Genomic DNA, 17,907 nt, shown 5'->3' on the forward strand with positions numbered 1-17,907 from the left:
GCTTCTCTAACGCTTGGATTTGAGCGTATCACCGATGTAGAGCAAAACGCTGGTAATATTGGCAAGCAGTGCGCCTCCACTGAGGCTGATAATCATAGAGGTCACTTCACGATCAATGCTGTAAGCATACGCTGCAACCGTCCAAATCGTTGCCGAAGCAATGAGTTGAATATCGGCGACTAAACTGGTGGCTAAGAGTACTGAGCCTAATTGCGTTTTATCACCAATTTTAAGTGTTGTAGCGATGATGTTTACAACCAATGCGGCAAAAAGTTCATATTTACTGTGTAATTCAAGATCGCCCAAATCGCCGTAAAAAAATCCAAAGTTGAGCGTCATGGCTAAAATAATAAAGAATCCAGAAATTACTTTGTCTAAATTCATTCATTTCTCCTCGTGGTGTTAGGGTGTAAAGTACTATTATACCCTTTACATGTAAAGATTAAAAAAGTTTTGTTACAATTTGCGTATCATTTTACATGTAAAGAGAAAACAGGAAAAACAATGAAACTTTTTGGAACCGATGGTGTACGAGGCAAAGCAGGTAAAAAACTGAGTGCTTTTATGGCAATGCGTTTGGCTATGGCAGCAGGGATCTATTTTCGTAAAAACTCCATTACCAATAAAATCTTAGTGGGAAAAGATACCAGACGCAGTGGTTATATGATAGAAAACGCGATTGTCTCAGGCTTAACAGCTGTGGGATACGATGTCAGACAAATTGGACCTATGCCAACACCTGCCATCGCATTTTTAACCGAAGACATGCGTTGTGACGCGGGTATTATGATCAGTGCATCGCACAATCCTTATTTTGATAATGGCATCAAATTTTTTGACTCTTTGGGCAATAAACTTGGAGAGGTGGAAGAAGCGGCGATTGAGAAGATCTATTTTGATGATGAGCTTATTGAAGCCAATCAAAAAATCGAATTTGACATCGGACGATCTAAACGAGTCGATGATGTGATTGGACGTTATATCGTTCAGATCAAAAATTCTTTTCCAAAAAATTTAACCCTTAAAGGTTTGCGCATTGTGCTTGATACCGCCAATGGCGCAGCGTATAAAGTCGCACCGACGATTTTCAATGAACTGGGTGCGGATGTGATTATGATCCACGATGATCCTAATGGAAGTAATATCAATCTTAATTGCGGTGCTTTGCATCCTGAAGAGTTAGGCGAAGAGGTGAGACGCTTGCGAGCAGATGTGGGATTTGCCTTTGATGGTGATGCCGATAGACTGGTTGTTGTGGATGAAAATGGAAATCCCATTCACGGCGATAAGCTTTTAGGAAAGATTGCAACCTTTTTGCAAAGCCAAAACCGACTGGCTAACAAAGGCGTGTGTGTTACGGTTATGAGTAACCAAGCGTTAGAAGATTATCTGAAAAAAGCAGGGATTAAAACGTACCGATGTGATGTGGGCGATAAAAATGTTCTAGAGACCTTGTACAGGGAAAAAATTAACTTCGGAGGCGAGCAAAGTGGGCATATCATTCTCTCCGATTTTGCCAAAACGGGGGATGCGTTAGTTGCCGCACTTTCTGTTATGCACTGTATGCTCACAGAAAAGAAAAAAGTGAGCCAACTGCTCAATCCTTTTGAGCTTTATCCGCAGTTACAACAAAATATTAAAATTGACAATAAAATTCCTCTGAGCGAACTTAAAGGCTACACCTCTCTTGTCTCAGAATTGGAAAGTAAAAAAATCAGAGTGCTGATTCGCTACTCGGGAACTGAAAATTTACTGCGCATTTTACTGGAAGGTCAAGATGAAAAAACGCTCGAAGAGCAGATGGAAAAAACCGTTAAATTTTTCAAAAGTGCCTTAAATGAATAGAGCATGGATTGTTGTTTTGGGAGTAGGGTGTTTCATTTTTTTCGCGGATCAATGGATAAAAATGTTTTTTTTAGAAGGCTTTCGCTGGCAGGGAGAGTTCTTTTCTTTAATTCTAACCTATAATAAAGGCGTTGCTTTCTCGATGTTTGCCTTTTTGGAAGAGTACCTTAAATACATACAGTTATTGTTAGTGGGTGGCTTGGGGATTTACCTGTTTTTTCATAAAGAGATACTTTGTATGTACGCGCTTCCTATTGGAATTATTGCAGGAGCTGCGCTTAGCAACATTTTTGATCGGTTTATTCATGGCGGAGTGGTTGATTATTTCTTTTGGCATTATGGCTTTGAATTTGCCGTTTTTAATTTTGCCGATGTCATGATCGACTTGGGAGTGGTTTTGATTTTATACCGTTCATGGAGAGTGCCTAAAAAGGTGTTTTAAGCTTACATGTAAAGATTTTTTCACAAAAAACGTTGCATTTTCGTTTTTTTTTGGTATAATCTCAGCTCTTAAATTGTGTGGCCGCGTAGCTCAGTTGGTAGAGCACTACCTCGACAAGGTAGTGGTCGGAGGTTCGAATCCTCTCGCGACCACCATTTTTTTGTTCTCCCGTCTGTTTGGGAGTTCATACAAGTAAAAGGATTTATTATGATGAATGATGTTATAGCCTATAAAGATGGCGCCCTTATCATCGACACCCAAACCGCTGCTGTTTCCTCAAAGACTTACGAAGACAAAATCTTATTTGACAACTCTAAAGAGGCTCTTGAAGTGATTCGTCACTCCTGTGCACACTTAATGGCTCAAGCCATCAAAGCGTTGTACAAAGATACACAATTTTTTGTTGGACCGGTCATTGAAGACGGTTTTTACTACGATTTTCGTGTGAATGAAAAGATCGGTGATGCTGATCTTAAAGAGATCGAGAAAAAGATGGCAGAACTTGCTAATGCCAAGTTACCCATTGAAAAAAGTTATACGACAAAAACGGCTGTTATTAAACATTTTGAACACGATGATCTTAAGCAAGAAGTGTTGCTTCGCATCCCTGATGGTGAAGTTTCCATCTATAAGCAAGGTGATTTTGAAGATTTATGCCGTGGCCCTCACGTTCCCAATACCAAATATCTTAGATTTTTTAAACTGATTAAAGTCGCAGGGGCTTACCTTGGCGGTGATGAAAAACGTGAGATGTTGACGCGTATCTACGGTATAGCGTTTGCAGATAAAGAGAGTCTCAAAGATTATGTCACCATGATTGAAGAGGCAAAAAAACGTGATCACCGTAAAATCGGTAATGAACTTAAGCTCTTTACCTTTGATGATGAAGTGGGTGCGGGTCTTCCTATTTGGTTGCCCAATGGTGGAAAATTAAGAAGTAAGCTAGAGCAACTTCTTTTTAAAGCACATCGTAAGCGTGGTTATTTGCCTGTACGTGGTCCTGAGATTTTAAAATCCGATGCTTGGAAAATTAGCGGACACTACCAAAATTACGGCGAAAATATGTATTTTACTGTGATTGACGAAACCGAATATGGCATTAAGCCGATGAACTGCTTAGGGCATATTAAAGTGTTCCAGAGCGAAGTGCGCAGTTACCGTGATTTACCCCTTAAGTTCTTTGAGTACGGGGTTGTTCATCGTCATGAAAAAAGTGGCGTACTCCATGGGTTATTTCGTGTACGCGAATTTACCCAAGATGATGCACATATTTTCTGTACACCTGATCAAATTAAAGAGAATGTTCTAGAAATTTTGAGTTTTGTCGATTCTATTATGAAAACATTTGGGTTTAAGTATGAGATGGAAATCTCAACACGCCCTGAAAAATCAATCGGCGATGAAAAATACTGGATAGCCGCAACCGAAGGGCTTAAACAAGCACTCGATGAAAATGGAATCCATTATGGCATTGATGAGGGTGGTGGAGCGTTCTACGGCCCTAAAATTGACATTAAAATTACCGATGCGCTTAAACGTAAATGGCAATGTGGTACCATTCAAGTTGACTTTAACTTGCCTGAGCGTTTTGATATTTCTTATGTGGATGCCAATAATGAACATGCGCGTCCTGTCATGTTACACCGCGCAATTTTAGGCTCATTTGAGCGTTTTATTGGTATTTTAATTGAGCATACATCAGGAGAATTTCCATTTTTCTTGGCGCCAACACAAGCGGTGATTATCCCTATTTCTGATGCACATTTGGATTATGCGAAAACATTAGCCAATGCGTTGATGGCTGAAGGAATTGACGTTGAGGTCTCTTCTAAAAATGAGAGTCTAAATAAACGTATTCGTAACGCTGAAACCATGCGTGTACCGATGATTTTGGTGATTGGCGATGCGGAAGTTGAAGGACAGAGCGTTGCGGTGAGAGATAGACGCGAAAGAATACAGTATAATTTAACAAAAGAAGCATTAATATCAAATATGAAGGATAAACTTAGTGAGGTACACTTTTGAGTAAAGACAAAGACGTTATGCTAAACGACGAAATCAGGGCAGCTGAGGTAAGATGTGTTGGCGATGATGGCACACAATATGGCATCATTACCAGAAATGAAGCTCTTGCGAAAGCAGACGAGCTAGGATTAGATCTCGTTTTAATTGCACCTGATGCAAAGCCACCGGTTTGTAAAATTATGAACTATGGTAAGTTTAAGTATCAACAAGAAAAGAAGTTAAAAGAAGCACGCAAAAATCAGAAAATTATTGAGATCAAAGAGATCAAACTTTCTGTGAAAATTGCGGCGAATGATGTTAACTATAAAGTCAAACATGCTAGAGAGTTTTTGGAGGAGGGCAAACATGTGCGTTTTAGGGTTTTCCTAAAAGGTCGTGAGATGTCTAACCCAGAGATTGGTGAGCAGGTTTTAGAGAGTCTTTGGCCACTGATAGAAGATATTGCTGAGCGCGAGAAAACTCCAAAGCTTGAAGGACGTTATATTAATATGCTGGTGACTCCTAAAAAGTAACTCCAGTTTATCGCAATCTTTCCACTCTTTTAATCCCCTCTAAGGAAAATTAAGCTATTATAGCCGTTTTCTAACGCTAGAGGGGATATTTCCTCATTAGATTTTAGAATAATCACAAGGAGTAAGCATGCCGAAAATGAAAACGGTACGCGGTGCAGCCAAGCGTTTTAGAGCAGGTAAGAACAGGATCAAAAGAGGCGCAGCCTTTAGAAGTCATATTCTTACTAAAAAACCATCGAAAAGAATGCGTGGTTTGAAAGTTGCTAAAACAGTTGATGCACGCGATGAGAAGTCCGTTAAATTAATGCTTTGTAAAGCGTAATTTAAAAAGAGTTTTTGACAAGAGTCATTCACCCAACATGTAATGTTCCCCTCGTAATGAGGGTAAGTTCCCGAGACGGGACACCGACATTGATTTATTTGGTCAAGGAGACACCATGGCAAGAGTAAAAACAGGTATCGTCAGAAGAAGACGTCACAAGAAAATTTTAAAGATGGCAAGAGGCTTCTTTAGTGGAAGAAGAAAACACTTTAGAAAAGCGAAAGAGCAAATTGAGAGAAGTTTAGTTTATGCATTCCGTGATCGAAGACAAAAGAAAAGAGATTTTAGAAGACTTTGGATCACACGTATCAATGCAGCATGTAGACTTAACGACATTAGCTACTCACGCTTCATTAATGCCCTAAACAAAGCAAATATTGATTTAGACAGAAAGATTCTTGCAGATATGGCGATGAATGACCCTGAAGCCTTTGCAACCGTTGTAAAACAAGCAAAAGTAGCGCTTTAATACTTTACACACTAGATGGTGGTTTATCCATCATCTAGCCCCCCATTTTTTTACCTTCACTTTCTAGACTTTTTTTGTAAATACGATTATCTATAAAATTAAGAAGTAATGAAGATATAAAAAATAGCTATTGCAGTATTGAAAAAGTGTGTAAGGAAAAAATTTCCTTACACACGGTACTCTTTCTAAGGTTGGACATCACTCTTTTTAGGATAGATGAAAATCGTATGTCGTTCTACAATGATGGTCTCTTTTGCATCAACAGCAAAGGCTTTCACCGTAATAGGAAGATCCTCACCTTCGACTTTAAGCTCTTTAGGAACAGAAACAAGAATCACAACTTTTTTGACTTTTTCACCCGCTTTGAGTAAAAAAGGCTCGCTCGGTTTCTCGATTTTTATATCATTATTGGAAATGTCAAAATAGTAAAGATGGTCTTTTGAATCCGTATTTTGAAACAAGAAGGTATAGACATTTTCAACAGTTTTACCATCGTCTGCCATTTTGTAAAGTTGGCTGGTACGGTTGATATTTAAGAGCATATACTCTTTTTGAGTTCCCATAGCAAAAAGCCCGATAAGCGCAATACTTAGCGCCACCATATAGGCAATGGTTCTGAAGCGGAAATATTGTGTTTTCACACCTTTTTCTGCCGCATTATAGCTTGTCCATGTGATCAGAGACGTTTTACCTAATTTTTCCATCACTGGAGTACACGCATCCGCACACTCTAAACAGTTGATACACTCTAATTGCATACCTTTACGAATATCAATATGCGTTGGACAGACGCGAACACATGCTTCGCACCCTGTACAGTCATCGGTTGCCAAAGGAGGTTTACTTCCGAGTTTGTGACCTTTCTCATCGTAAATCTTTCCACCACGTTTTTCATCATAAATAGTTTGAATGGTGTTTTCATCAAAGAGTGCGGATTGAATACGTGCATAAGGGCAAATATAGACACAAAAATTTTCTTTAAGCGTAACAACATCGTACACTAGAAAAGCAGTGATACCTATCAAAAAGCCATACATAATACTATTATCAAGAGGGTTTTGCAGGTAAACAAAAAAGTCTTCTGGTGGAATAAAATACCACAAGAAGTTTGATGCTGCAAGCAGTGCTAAACAGGCCCAAATGACTACCGCTACAAAGCGTTTTACTATTTGCCCCTCAGGCTCTTTTTGTTTATTATGAATATTTTTTCGGATTCCTAGGAGTTGTGTTTGAATAAGATCGCGAAAAATAACCCTAAAAATAGTTTGGGGACATGACCATCCACACCAAACTCTACCACCAAGTGTAGTGATAAAAAAGATGCCTAAGAAAAAGAGCATGATAACAAAGGGCATTAAGTAAAGTTCTTGCATATCAAAAGCAGTAAAAAAAAGATTTAACTGTTTTTTGTCAAAGCTCAGTAAAAAAAAGTGTTTTCCCTCTACGGTAATAAATGGCAAAATCAATGCAATCAGTGTAATGATGCCAAAAACACTATAACGTTTTATCCTATAATAGATTGGTTGTGTCGAACAATCGCTATTACAATTCATGGTGTGATCCTTCTGGTTGGTCTATGATTTGCGTAATGAGTGAACACTCTTTCGCGGTTTGAGTTTTTGTAAGTGCCAGTGGTTGCTTACGAGAAGATTGAAGTAGGGTTGCTTTTGCTTTAACAAGTTCTTTTAAGCCTCTTGAATTGACATAATCTTTTAAAGACGTACGGCTTACATGTAAGATTTTTGCAATCTCACTAATGGACGTGCGATTTTCAAGCAGTTCAATCACTTGAGGACGATACGCATCAAATTTGGATTTGGACATACGCCCTTTTGGTCTTCCTTGCGCTTTTTCTTTGTCCAATTTTTTATTGAACTCACGTTGTTTCACCAGAAGATCCAGTAAGACTAAGGGTTTTGAGTCAACATGAATACAGGCATTTGCATCGGCAATGTGTATCGAAATGGAACGTGTTAGCAAGCACTCAAATACTTTGACTAATTCTTCCACATTGTTGGAAAAGGTTGATAGATCAAAAATGATAATATGATCATTTTTGGAAAGTGATCGTAAAAAACCTTTAAACTCTTTACGCTCTTCTAACTCCAACGTAGAATCGGAGTTCTCAATCTCTGTTGTATCGATTTTGAGATCGTGATGATGAGCGTATTTCATGATCTGTTTTTGCTGAACGATGATGGGAGCATCATCGCTTCTGTTTTTTAAAAGGACAATATTCATAAAAATGTCACCTTTTTATCATTTGTATAAGCGAAAGTATACAGATATTGACGTAGAAAGTCAATATAAAATTGAATTTCTACGTCAATATTCATAATAATCTAGTATTAGTATAAAAGTAATAAGTAGTTTTAAGCTTACATGTAAAAAGAGTTGGCTAGAATGCGTTCCTAAATTCATCCAGAAAGGTGGTGGATAGAGTATGCCAGGAATTAAAGTACATCCTAACGATTCGTTTGACGAAGCGTATAGAAAGTTTAAAAAACAAGTTGATCGTAACCTAGTTGTAACCGAAGTGCGTGCAAGACGTTTCTATGAAACAGCAACCGAAAAACGCAAAAAAGATAAAATTAGTGCGCGCAAAAAACAGTTGAAAAGACTTTATATGCTTCGCCGTTACGAGTCGAGACTCTAACACACACAGCCAAGAAGTTAGCTTCTTGGCTTCTTCTCTTCACTCTCAAAAAACTTTCTCAAAATAAACTAAACAAACCTATGATAACATGAATGCAAATATATTTCTCTTTGTTAGCAAAAGGGTCACAAGATGGATAAAAAACTAACCGTTATCGAGGCGGCAAAGCTTTTAGGCGTGAGTAAAGAGGCTATCTATAATCGTTTGCGAAGAGGGTCGTTACAAAGCGTTGTTGAAAATGGAGTAAAGTACATTTTACTAACAAAAAATAGTCTCAAAGAAGGTACGCCTGCGCGTAAAATACCAAGTTCTACCGAGAGTGCTTATGTAGAGCTTCTTAAACTTCAGCTTGAAGAGATGAAGCTTAAAAATGAGAAGTTAGAAGGGGATAAAGAGCGACTGATTGCCGATAAAGAGCGTTTGTTAATCGAATCCAAAGAAAAAATCGAGATGATCTATAAAGAGAGAGATGAACAGCTCAAAGCCATTCTTACGTTAGCCAATCGCCAAATCACACATGCTCCCGTAAACGAGACTGTCACAGCGGCTAACACATCTGCGACAGATGCTTCTATACCAAAAAGTCCTATTGAAGACGCTTTTTCTTTCGAGGAGGCGGATGTCTTAGATGAAGAGGAAGAGGGCGGTGTTGTGGAAGATAGGTTTGAGTCGTACAGTGACTGGCGAGATTTGCGCAGCTATCTTAAGGAAAAAGGATTTTCTAAAAAAGAGAAACAGTACATTAGCGATAAAGTAGGTCAAAAAGTGGGTCAATTGAATGATGTCATGGATAAAAATGGCAAACTTTTTATCAAAAAAGGAAAAAAGCTTAAAGAGATATTGGGAGAATAAAAAGATGAAGTATATTCGTAAAATTTCAGATTATATGATTGCCGGAGGCATGGGCGTGCTTGTGATTGCTAGCATGCAAGGATGTGATCAAAAAGATGAGAATAAAAATGTTCTCGCAGATGCTGCAAAAACGCAAGGTGCATTGGTGATTGTCGACGAAAGTGCCACCGGTGAGTATAAAATCGCAGAAGAGTACCCAAGCTCAACAACGAGGGTCATTGTGCGAAAGCCTGATGGAAGCGAGCGGATTTTATCGCAAACTGAAATTGATGCGCTCGTCAAAGAAGAAGCTGCTAAAATTGATAACAATACGTCTGCACTGACAAATCCAAGTATGGGTTCTGGTCAAATGGGATTGGGTGGTGTTTTACTCTCCAGTATTGCAGGTGCGATGATTGGTAGTTGGATAGGCAATAAACTTTTTAACAACCAAAATTACCAAAATCAGCGCGCAACCACCTATAAATCTCCACAAGCTTACTCCCGAAGTACCAGCAGTTTTAACAAACCGATGTCGACATCAGGGAGTAGCAGTGCTACTAAAAGCAGTGGCTTCTTTGGTTCTTCAGGCTCCAGCAGTGGCTCATCATCCAGTGGTACCTCAAGTGTACCTAGTAGTTCAGGAAGTTAATCATGTTACATGTAGAAAAAATTAAACCGTTAAGCAGAGAGTTTTTAGAGTCGATCGGCTTTTATTGGCACACGGATGCCGATCAAACATCGTATGTTGCAGATGAGCTTGTTCTTGTCAGTAATGATGAGGTGGAAGCGTATTATGAAGCGGCTAACACGCTGTACGATATGTTTGCACAGGCAGGTCAGCATGTGATTGATAATAACCTTTTTCATGAGCTAAACATTCCTTTTAATTTAGTGGAATTGATCAAAAACTCATGGGCAAATGATGTGCATTGGCATCTGTATGGTCGTTTTGATTTTGCAGGCGGTGTGGATGGTAAGCCGATTAAACTCATCGAATTTAATGCCGATACGCCAACTTCACTTTATGAGACAGCCATTATTCAATGGGCAATGCTCAAAGCCAATGGTATGGATGAAGCCAAACAATTCAATACCGTTTTTGAAGCACTGAAAGAGAATTTTAAACGTCTTGTTGTGTTGGGTGGCAATACAGAAGATTTTGCTGAGTATTACGATGGATGGAAGATTTTGTTCTCTTCGATTCGCGGAAATATTGAAGATGAAAATACCACACGGTTACTTCAAACAGCCGCAAACGAGGCGGGATTTCATACCGATTTTGCGTATGTGGATGAGGTAGGATTTAATGCCGAAGGGATTTTTAAAGAAGATGAAAATTTTGAATTTTGGTTTAAATTGATTCCTTGGGAAAACATCGCCATTGAAGAGGGTGATTTAGCCCTTATTTTGGATGAAATTGTGCGAGAGCAAAAAGCGATCATTCTCAATCCTGCCTATACGCTTCTGTTCCAAAGCAAGGCATTTATGAAGATTCTATGGGATCTTTTTCCTAACCATCCGCTATTGTTAGAGACATCGTATGAGCCACTAAAAGGCAAAAAACAGGTTGAAAAACGGGCGTTTGGACGGGAAGGTGCTAACACAGTTATTTACGATACCGATATGTCTGTTATAGCAAAAGTTGAGGGTGATTATGGCAATTTTAAACCCATTTACCAAGAATATGTGGAACTTCCCAAAGACAATGAAGGTAAATCCTACCAAGCAGGGGTCTTCTTTGCTTATGAAGGGTGTGGTCTTGGTTTTAGAAGAGGAGGGCTCATTATGGAGAATTTCTCCAAATTTGTGGGTCACCGCATTAAAGATTAAAGTATTGATAAGATTATAAGGAGAAAAAATGGCAAAAGAGCATAGTTTTGACATTACTGCAGAAATTGACAAGCAAAAATTTAAAGACGCGTATGAGCAAGCTAAAAAAGTCATCACCAATCGATGGGATTTTAAAGGCATTACGTGTGAATTTGAACACAATGAAAAAGCCAAAACGGTGACGTTGTTGACGACAAGCGATACAAAAGCGGATGCTATGGTGGAGTCATTGATTTCCGAAGCGATTAAACGTGACATCTCTTCAAAAGCACTCAAAGAGACCAAGCGAGAAGTCGCAGGTGGCAATAAAACCAAAGTCACCGTCAGCATTGTTGATGCGATTTCCGGTGAAGATGCGAAAAAAATTGTCAAAGAGATTAAAGAACTTAAACTCAAAGTGCAAGCTTCCATTCGAGGCGATGTGGTACGTGTGGAGGGCAAAGCGATCGATGATCTGCAAGAGGCGATCAAAGCGATTCGCGGATGCGATTTTGACTTTCCTGTCAATTTTACCAATCTTAAGTAGCCATGGAGCAGATACCTCCTATTCTTGAGCTCGTTCCCAAGATCAAAGGATTTTGGTGTAGGATTTTAATGTTTAGCCTTTATGGTGCGTTAACCTTCATCCCTTTGATTGTGGGACTGTGGATAGGCTATGTGTACAATATCTGGATAGGCATCGCTTTTTTTCTGTTTTTGACGCTTGTAAGCGGCGTCATAAGCTCGAAAATGCGTGTCTGTTCCATTCCTTTTGACCAACGCGAAATGAACTATTCGACGATGGCGATTGTGAAGTGGTATTTGGCGCGAAATATCTGTTTCAAATCGTAATCAATCCTTACATGTAAAATTTTGATATAAGGCTTAATGTGCGAAATCAACCTAAATACCATTTTTTTAAAAATACAACCTACGCTCTTAAAGGGCTTAGGGATATTATTGTCAATGAGACCTCTTTTCGCTTGGAATTGATCATTGTTCTGTGTTTATTGCCTGTGAATTTTTTAGTACCTTTGGAGCTTTCGTATAAATTATTGATGTTTATTGCTTTGATGGGAATGCCTTTGACGGAGGCAATCAACAGTGCCATTGAGCGAGTGACGGATTTGGTCACGCTTGAGTACCATGAAATGGCAGGGCGCGCGAAAGATGCAGGAAGTGCGGTTGTGTTTTTAAGCATCGTGATTGTTGTGGTTGTCTGGGGCGCTTGTTTTATTAAAATTATTTTTGGGTAATTTTTACACGACCGTTGTGTTGTATATGAAAGTTTGAGTCAAACATCGCAAGATTGTCATGCGGTTGTGTTAGCCTTTACGAAAAGAGAGATTCGTAGGAGGCAAAACGTGTCAGATAAAATTTTGGTAGGTCATTTAGCCATTGATAGAGTCTTGTATGATTTTATGATCAATGAAGCACTTCCTCAAACAGGTATTTCGCTAGAGCGATTTTGGAATGGGTTTGAACAAACCGTGCAAAGCCTTGCACCGTTGAATAAAGCCCTTTTAGACAAACGAGATGCGTTTCAAGCAACGCTTGATGCGTGGTATAAAGCACGTCGTGGCACTTCGTTGTCATTTGAGGAACATCACGCTTTTTTGCGCTCGATTGATTACCTCCTCATTCCACCATCACCTTCTTCTATCACACCTTTACATGTAGATCCTGAAATCGCTCATTGTGCCGCACCTCAGTTAGTCGTTCCTGCGGACAATGCTCGCTATGCGCTCAATGCCGCCAATGCACGATGGGGCAGTTTACTGGACGTTTTGTACGGAACCGATATGATAGAAGAAACGGTGGGTTATGAAAAGCACGGTACGTATAATCCTAAACGAGGTGAAAAAGTCTTTGAACTGACGTATGATTTTTTAGATGCCATTATCCCTTTAATACAAGGTTCTTACCGTGATGTCAAATCTTTTGCAGTGAGAGATAAAACTGTGGTAATGACGCTTTTATCAGGCGCTGAGACAACGCTTAATGTTCCAGAACAGTGGGTGGCTTACCTTGAAAAAGAGGGCGTGTTGAGCGCTTTGGTGTTTAAGCATCATGGTTTACATGTAGAGATTCAATTCGATGCAAAGAGTCTGATAGGGCAGAGCAATGTCGCTGGTATCAAGGATGTTATTTTAGAATCGGCGCTTAGCGCTATTCAAGATTGTGAAGACTCGGTTGCGGCGGTGGACAGTGCGGATAAGGTGAATATTTATCGTAATTGGAATGGACTAATGAAAGGTGATTTATCTGTTGATTTTGAAAACAGAGGCAAAAACATTCATCGTACCCTCAATCCCGATAAGCACTTTGTAACTCCCGATGGACAAACACTCACGCTCAAAGGTAGGGTGTTGTTATTGATTCGTAATGTGGGAATGCACATGTACACCGATGCCATCACCTACCGAGGCGAAGCCATTCCCGAGGGTTTTTTAGATGCGTTTGTCACCACGTTGTGTGCGATTCATGATTTGCGCAAACATGAAGGCATTTGCAACAGCGTGGAAGGAAGTGTCTATATTGTAAAACCTAAATGCCATGGAGCGGAAGAGATAGCTTTTGTAAGCACTCTTTTTGCGCAGGTTGAAGGGGTTTTGGGGCTTCCAGCATACACCATTAAAATGGGCATTATGGATGAGGAGAGGCGTACCAGTGTCAATCTCCAAGCGTGCATTGAAGCGGCAAAAGAGCGCGTCTTTTTTATCAATACAGGATTTCTTGATCGAACGGGCGATGAAATTCATTCGTGCATGGAATTGGGCGTCGTTGTTCCCAAAGAAGAGATGAAAAAAGAGGTCTGGTTGAAGGCATACGAAGACCAAAATGTCGATATTGGGCTTCTTTTAGGCTTTAAAGGAAAGGCTCAAATTGGAAAAGGTATGTGGACGATGCCTGATGCCATGAAAAAGATGGTAGAGGTCAAAATCGCTCACCCCCAAGCAGGCGCTACCACCGCATGGGTACCTTCTCCTACGGCGGCGACATTGCATGCGTTGCATTATCACTATGTCGATGTGATGGCAAAACAAGATGAACTGATGACACGGCAAAAAGCTTCACTCGAAGCGTTGCTGACACCGCCTCTTTTGAAACGAGCATTAAGCGCAGAGGAAAAAACCAAAGAGATTGAAAATAACATACAGAGCATTTTAGGGTATGTTGTGAGATGGGTCGATCAAGGTATTGGGTGCTCTAAAGTTCCCGATATTAACAATATTGAACTGATGGAAGATAGGGCGACGTTACGCATTTCAAGCCAACATCTTGCGAACTGGTTGCACCATGGATTGGTGAGCGAAACAGAGGTGAGAGAGGCGTTTAAAAAGATGGCGATAATCGTCGATCGTCAAAACAGTCATGATCAACAGTATAAACCAATGGCACCCCATTTTGAAAAAAGTGTTGCGTTTCAAGCTGCATGTGATTTGGTTTTTAAAGGAAGAGTTCAACCCAATGGCTATACGGAATTTATTTTACATGTAAAGAGAAAAGAGGCTAAAAAAGAGAGAACGTGAAACGATCTTAACTCTTCGGACGCAGCTCGTTTTGTGAGAATTTTATTGGATGAATGGTTACATGTAAAGTATCGCAAGGCTCATTGAGCCTTGCGATACTTCAATAGAAGACGCGCTTAGAGTGTATTTTTAAAGACGACAACAAGTCCCCATGCAATAAAGACTAATGCCCAAATAATCGTAATGCCAACCGTAGCATTGGCCAGTTTAGTAACGGTACCATCTGCCGTATAAAGACCTTTGGTTCGTCCTGCCCTCCATGCTAATGTCAGCATAAATCCAACGCCTGTAAAGCCGACACAGACAAATGTTGATAAGAACATAATCACAGTTGGCCAGTCAATATTCATTGGATAATCATAGATACTGTAGCCATATTTGCTCATGATATTCATGCGAATGACTTCGCGCAGTGTTGAAATGAGAAGTGCCGTTACCACTAAAACAAGGGTTGTAATGTAACTATTACTCTCTTTAATCACCATGAAAAGCAAGATAAGCACAAAAACTACAATAGCAAGCACCAATGGATGAAATAACATATGAAGTGTAAGAACCCATGCTGCAAAAAGAACGGCACTGATCAGTAAGCCTACAATAGCTATTTTCTTACCAAGGCTCTTCACAAATGCGAGATATTCAGCCGTATAGCCATCGCATTTTGATGTGTAATCTGTATAGTTGAGCAAAAAGATACCCACAACAGGTGCGCTAAGGCTCACCATAAAGGCTAAGCGCAGAATATCAATATGCAAAACAGTACCAGATGTGTCTATGACGCCATTTGGTGCGTACCAGTTCATCCACTGATCGGGTTGAATGGATTCGTTGGCAAAAGCATGCATCAAAACCCCTGCTGCGATAAAAGCAACAAAAGAGACACTGCCGATAAGCCATGTAAACGAAGAGTTGCCTTTATTGGCATAATAGAACCAATACCAAAGTGAGTACGCTAAAATCAGGATATAGATAAAAGCAACAACCCAAAGTCCTGATAATGTATTGGTGACGTACCAATTTGCATCATAAATGACTTGCGTAAATAAAAGAGGAGCGACCCCTAAAACAATGAGCATAGAGACACTAATTTTGGCAACCTGTGTCATATGCGCACCTAGTTTTTTCCAGTTTTCATCAATGGATTTTTTAGCATTACCAATCAAGGCAAGGGGTATTCCACCAAGCGCTAAAAGCACAAAAGCGATATGCAATGCCCATGTTAGAATATAAAGTGCTTGAAATACAATGGGATAAAAGGGTACGCCCGCAGGATCACGAAGCGTATTTAAAACAAGACCAATATCCATGTCGTCCTCCTATTTATTTTGCGTAGCAAGCCAAGCTGCTAGCGCTTTAGTTTCATCTGCAGGTAGTTTAATCGGTGGTATATAGCTACGAACTCCCGCTGCAATAACATCTGTTAGCACCATTTCAATCGTATCTGCATCCATTTCTGGAAACTTATCGGGTAATGGTCTAAATTTAGCTCCTTTTTCCAAGGAGTGGCAATTGGAACAAGCGATTTTGGCGAGCAACTGCCCTGCTTCCAATTGGTTTTCAGGCGTAATGGTTCGCAGACGATCAGGAATAAAAGGGGCTAGCTTTAACAAGCCTTTTTCTGCCACAAGTGCCATCTCGGACTTGACATGTTTACCAGGAACATCTCTTGAAATCAATTGATTACTGTAAATATATCGACCTGCAACATAAGGTTTACGCATACTCTCTCGCATTTTTTCACCCGGCCAAACGCCGATAACACCAATAACGAGCATCATCACGACGGCTAAGACTGTATTAATAGAGCGAGGAAGTGCAAATGCTAACAGTAGATAGAGCGCAATAATACTTACGACAACAATTCGCGTCATTCCATCGCGTTCCCAGAGGACATCATGGAAAAGATCCCATGCACTTTGTGGTAATGTTTGCACATACCATAAGAACGACATCATGACCGTAAGCCCACCAATCATTCCAACAACCGCAAGTTTACGTGTTAGCTCAGTTCTAAGATCTTTTTCTTTTAAACTACTACTGATAATAAAGCCAATAATGGCGGACATAACAATCATAAAACCAATGCGTAAGAACATATGTGGGAATGTATTGATACCAAAAAACGCGTCACTCGCTGAACCAGTTTGATACCACGCTTCAGTTCCAGGCCACATCATAAAGCTGATGATGCCGATAATGAGGAAAAGGGTAGAAATCGAAGCCAAAGCAAACATATAGGTAAGTTTTAGATGTGTTTTACGATCAATCTTCCCAATTGTATAAATGAGCGTAAAGACACCAATCACTTCAACAATAAAGAAGACCCATTCGGTTGCCCACACCCAAACGAAGTTATGAATCAACGCGCTAATACCACGAGGACTCGCCGCTGTGGCGGTATACCAAATACCAGGTCCCGTAATAGAACCGATGACATAAGAGAAGATCACCAAAAACATACCATACTTTTTCATATAGTCATAAAGTTCTGGTCGGTCTTCGTGGTATGCTTTGTGTGCTAAAAAAGCAAACAATAAAGCCGCGCCAACAGACGTATGCGACGCCATAATATGTATGCTGCCCGTAATTCCCATCAGCCAAGCTGAGCCAATTTCTGGAAAATAGAATAGAGGATATAATCCAATGTATTCCACCTAACACCTCCTTAAGATTTTAAAATGGTTTGCAAAAGCAGAGCCTCTTAATACGGACTATTTTGTGACATAATGTTGTACCAAGAGGGGAGGTATCTCTGCCTTTGCGAACCATTTTGATATTACATGTAAAAGGTGCGCTTGTGGTTAATGCAGAAAAAAGCTTAATATTTAAGCCATAATTGAGTAAAATCATACTGCGTTGCAACAAGCACGTTGTGTTTACCCGATGTAGGTTTGGCGATCACTTCGGGTAAACGGCACTTTAAAACTAAAAATTTTCTTATGTAAAAGAATGACATATAAGTGTTAATTTAATGTTAAATTTAATTAAAAGCAAAATGAATAATTATAATAAAATAAATTTATAATTTAAAAGTAACTATAGAGCAGAGTTATTGAATATAAAATTAAAAAATATAATTAATTTTAGCGAAAGTAAAAAACGAAATTGAATGTTGAAAAAGAAGAAAGAGACACGCTCTTTCTCAGTAGAATTATTTTAGCTTTGAGATATATTCAGCTAAAGCTTTAATAGAAGTATCATCAAGGTTTTTTACTTGTGGTGTCATGGTGCCCTTTAGTGGACCACCGTAAGTACCTTCTTTATAACCGTTAAGTGCAGCGGTGATTTTTGCAGCATCCCAACCCGCGATAATTTGTGATTTATTGAGGGCTGCTTTTTCTGCTTTTGCCCCGTGACAGGTCGCGCAGACTTTAAAAAGTGTTGCTCCATCTGCTGCAAAAATAGAAGTAGCACACATAAGACCTGCCAAGAATACTGTTTTTTTCATCGAATCTCCTTA

Annotated in this window: 20 protein-coding genes and 1 tRNA gene; 15 read left to right on the forward strand and 6 right to left on the reverse strand. The window is 39.6% G+C overall.

What is annotated here, in order from left to right; genetic code table 11:
* Window positions 1–6: 6 nt before the first annotated feature.
* Window positions 7–384 (reverse strand): DUF6394 family protein, encoded by a 378-nt coding sequence (locus tag SHALO_RS00615; RefSeq protein WP_025343338.1) that lies wholly within the window; start codon window positions 382–384, stop codon window positions 7–9.
* A gap of 120 nt (window positions 385–504) precedes the next feature.
* Here SHALO_RS00615 and glmM point away from each other — a divergent pair, with 120 nt between their 5' ends.
* From glmM to rplT, 7 genes are all read left to right on the forward strand, one after another.
* Window positions 505–1,845, forward strand: coding sequence for a phosphoglucosamine mutase (gene glmM / locus SHALO_RS00620; RefSeq protein WP_069476919.1), 1,341 nt, complete (start codon window positions 505–507; stop codon window positions 1,843–1,845).
* Window positions 1,838–2,287 (forward strand): signal peptidase II, encoded by a 450-nt coding sequence (gene lspA, locus SHALO_RS00625; RefSeq protein ID WP_069476920.1) that lies wholly within the window; start codon window positions 1,838–1,840, stop codon window positions 2,285–2,287. The genes glmM and lspA overlap by 8 nt, the downstream gene beginning before the upstream one ends.
* 79 nt (window positions 2,288–2,366) lie before the next feature.
* Window positions 2,367–2,442, forward strand: a tRNA-Val gene (locus tag SHALO_RS00630).
* 52 nt (window positions 2,443–2,494) lie between these two features.
* The gene (thrS, locus tag SHALO_RS00635) at window positions 2,495–4,312 is read left to right on the forward strand and encodes a threonine--tRNA ligase (protein WP_069476921.1); all 1,818 of its coding nucleotides are present in this window, start codon (window positions 2,495–2,497) and stop codon (window positions 4,310–4,312) included.
* Complete coding sequence (gene infC / locus SHALO_RS00640) at window positions 4,309–4,824, forward strand: translation initiation factor IF-3 (protein WP_069476922.1); 516 nt, start codon at window positions 4,309–4,311, stop codon at window positions 4,822–4,824. Before thrS ends, infC begins: the two co-directional genes overlap by 4 nt.
* A 127-nt stretch (window positions 4,825–4,951) precedes the next feature.
* Complete coding sequence (gene rpmI / locus SHALO_RS00645) at window positions 4,952–5,146, forward strand: 50S ribosomal protein L35 (protein ID WP_025343343.1); 195 nt, start codon at window positions 4,952–4,954, stop codon at window positions 5,144–5,146.
* 115 nt (window positions 5,147–5,261) lie between these two features.
* Window positions 5,262–5,615 carry a 50S ribosomal protein L20 gene (gene rplT / locus SHALO_RS00650; protein WP_069476923.1) on the forward strand — a complete coding sequence of 118 codons (354 nt, stop codon included), beginning with the start codon at window positions 5,262–5,264 and terminating at the stop codon, window positions 5,613–5,615.
* Between the two features lie 185 nt (window positions 5,616–5,800).
* On the opposite strand, the gene ccoG is transcribed toward rplT, so the two are convergent.
* Window positions 5,801–7,168 (reverse strand): cytochrome c oxidase accessory protein CcoG, encoded by a 1,368-nt coding sequence (gene ccoG, locus SHALO_RS00655; RefSeq protein ID WP_069476924.1) that lies wholly within the window; start codon window positions 7,166–7,168, stop codon window positions 5,801–5,803.
* Entirely contained in the window at window positions 7,158–7,856 is a 699-nt protein-coding gene (locus SHALO_RS00660; RefSeq protein WP_069476925.1) for a recombinase family protein, read from the reverse strand. The genes ccoG and SHALO_RS00660 overlap by 11 nt, the downstream gene beginning before the upstream one ends.
* A gap of 202 nt (window positions 7,857–8,058) precedes the next feature.
* Here SHALO_RS00660 and rpsU point away from each other — a divergent pair, with 202 nt between their 5' ends.
* The 8 genes from rpsU to SHALO_RS00700 all read left to right on the forward strand — a co-directional run bounded on the left by rpsU (window position 8,059) and on the right by SHALO_RS00700 (window position 14,447).
* Window positions 8,059–8,271 (forward strand): 30S ribosomal protein S21, encoded by a 213-nt coding sequence (gene rpsU, locus SHALO_RS00665; RefSeq protein WP_025343347.1) that lies wholly within the window; start codon window positions 8,059–8,061, stop codon window positions 8,269–8,271.
* Window positions 8,272–8,403: 132 nt separating this feature from the next.
* Window positions 8,404–9,123, forward strand: a complete 720-nt coding sequence (locus tag SHALO_RS00670) for a helix-turn-helix domain-containing protein (protein ID WP_069476926.1) — start codon at window positions 8,404–8,406, stop codon at window positions 9,121–9,123.
* Between the two features lie 4 nt (window positions 9,124–9,127).
* Entirely contained in the window at window positions 9,128–9,754 is a 627-nt protein-coding gene (locus SHALO_RS00675) for a UPF0323 family lipoprotein (RefSeq protein WP_069476927.1), read from the forward strand.
* 2 nt (window positions 9,755–9,756) lie between these two features.
* Window positions 9,757–10,935, forward strand: a complete 1,179-nt coding sequence (locus SHALO_RS00680) for a glutathionylspermidine synthase family protein (RefSeq protein ID WP_069476928.1) — start codon at window positions 9,757–9,759, stop codon at window positions 10,933–10,935.
* A gap of 28 nt (window positions 10,936–10,963) precedes the next feature.
* The gene (locus tag SHALO_RS00685) at window positions 10,964–11,461 is read left to right on the forward strand and encodes a YajQ family cyclic di-GMP-binding protein (RefSeq protein WP_025343351.1); all 498 of its coding nucleotides are present in this window, start codon (window positions 10,964–10,966) and stop codon (window positions 11,459–11,461) included.
* 68 nt (window positions 11,462–11,529) lie between these two features.
* On the forward strand, window positions 11,530–11,766 hold the full coding sequence (locus SHALO_RS00690; RefSeq protein WP_238585263.1) for a hypothetical protein: 237 nt from the start codon (window positions 11,530–11,532) through the stop codon (window positions 11,764–11,766).
* Between the two features lie 38 nt (window positions 11,767–11,804).
* Window positions 11,805–12,170: a diacylglycerol kinase gene (locus SHALO_RS00695; protein ID WP_069476930.1), complete on the forward strand. Its 366-nt coding sequence runs from the start codon at window positions 11,805–11,807 to the stop codon at window positions 12,168–12,170.
* Window positions 12,171–12,278: 108 nt separating this feature from the next.
* On the forward strand, window positions 12,279–14,447 hold the full coding sequence (locus SHALO_RS00700; RefSeq protein ID WP_069476931.1) for a malate synthase G: 2,169 nt from the start codon (window positions 12,279–12,281) through the stop codon (window positions 14,445–14,447).
* Window positions 14,448–14,563: 116 nt separating this feature from the next.
* Here SHALO_RS00700 and SHALO_RS00705 read toward each other — a convergent pair whose 3' ends face one another.
* The 3 genes from SHALO_RS00705 to SHALO_RS00715 all read right to left on the reverse strand — a co-directional run bounded on the left by SHALO_RS00705 (window position 14,564) and on the right by SHALO_RS00715 (window position 17,895).
* Window positions 14,564–15,754, reverse strand: a complete 1,191-nt coding sequence (locus tag SHALO_RS00705; RefSeq protein WP_069476932.1) for a hypothetical protein — start codon at window positions 15,752–15,754, stop codon at window positions 14,564–14,566.
* A gap of 9 nt (window positions 15,755–15,763) precedes the next feature.
* Window positions 15,764–17,101 (reverse strand): cytochrome ubiquinol oxidase subunit I, encoded by a 1,338-nt coding sequence (locus tag SHALO_RS00710; RefSeq protein WP_069476933.1) that lies wholly within the window; start codon window positions 17,099–17,101, stop codon window positions 15,764–15,766.
* Between the two features lie 497 nt (window positions 17,102–17,598).
* A complete protein-coding gene (locus SHALO_RS00715; RefSeq protein WP_069476934.1) occupies window positions 17,599–17,895 on the reverse strand; it encodes a c-type cytochrome in 297 nt (98 codons plus the stop codon).
* Between the last annotated feature and the right edge of the window lie 12 nt (window positions 17,896–17,907).

Source organism: Sulfurospirillum halorespirans DSM 13726, from assembly GCF_001723605.1.
Lineage (GTDB): Bacteria > Campylobacterota > Campylobacteria > Campylobacterales > Sulfurospirillaceae > Sulfurospirillum > Sulfurospirillum halorespirans.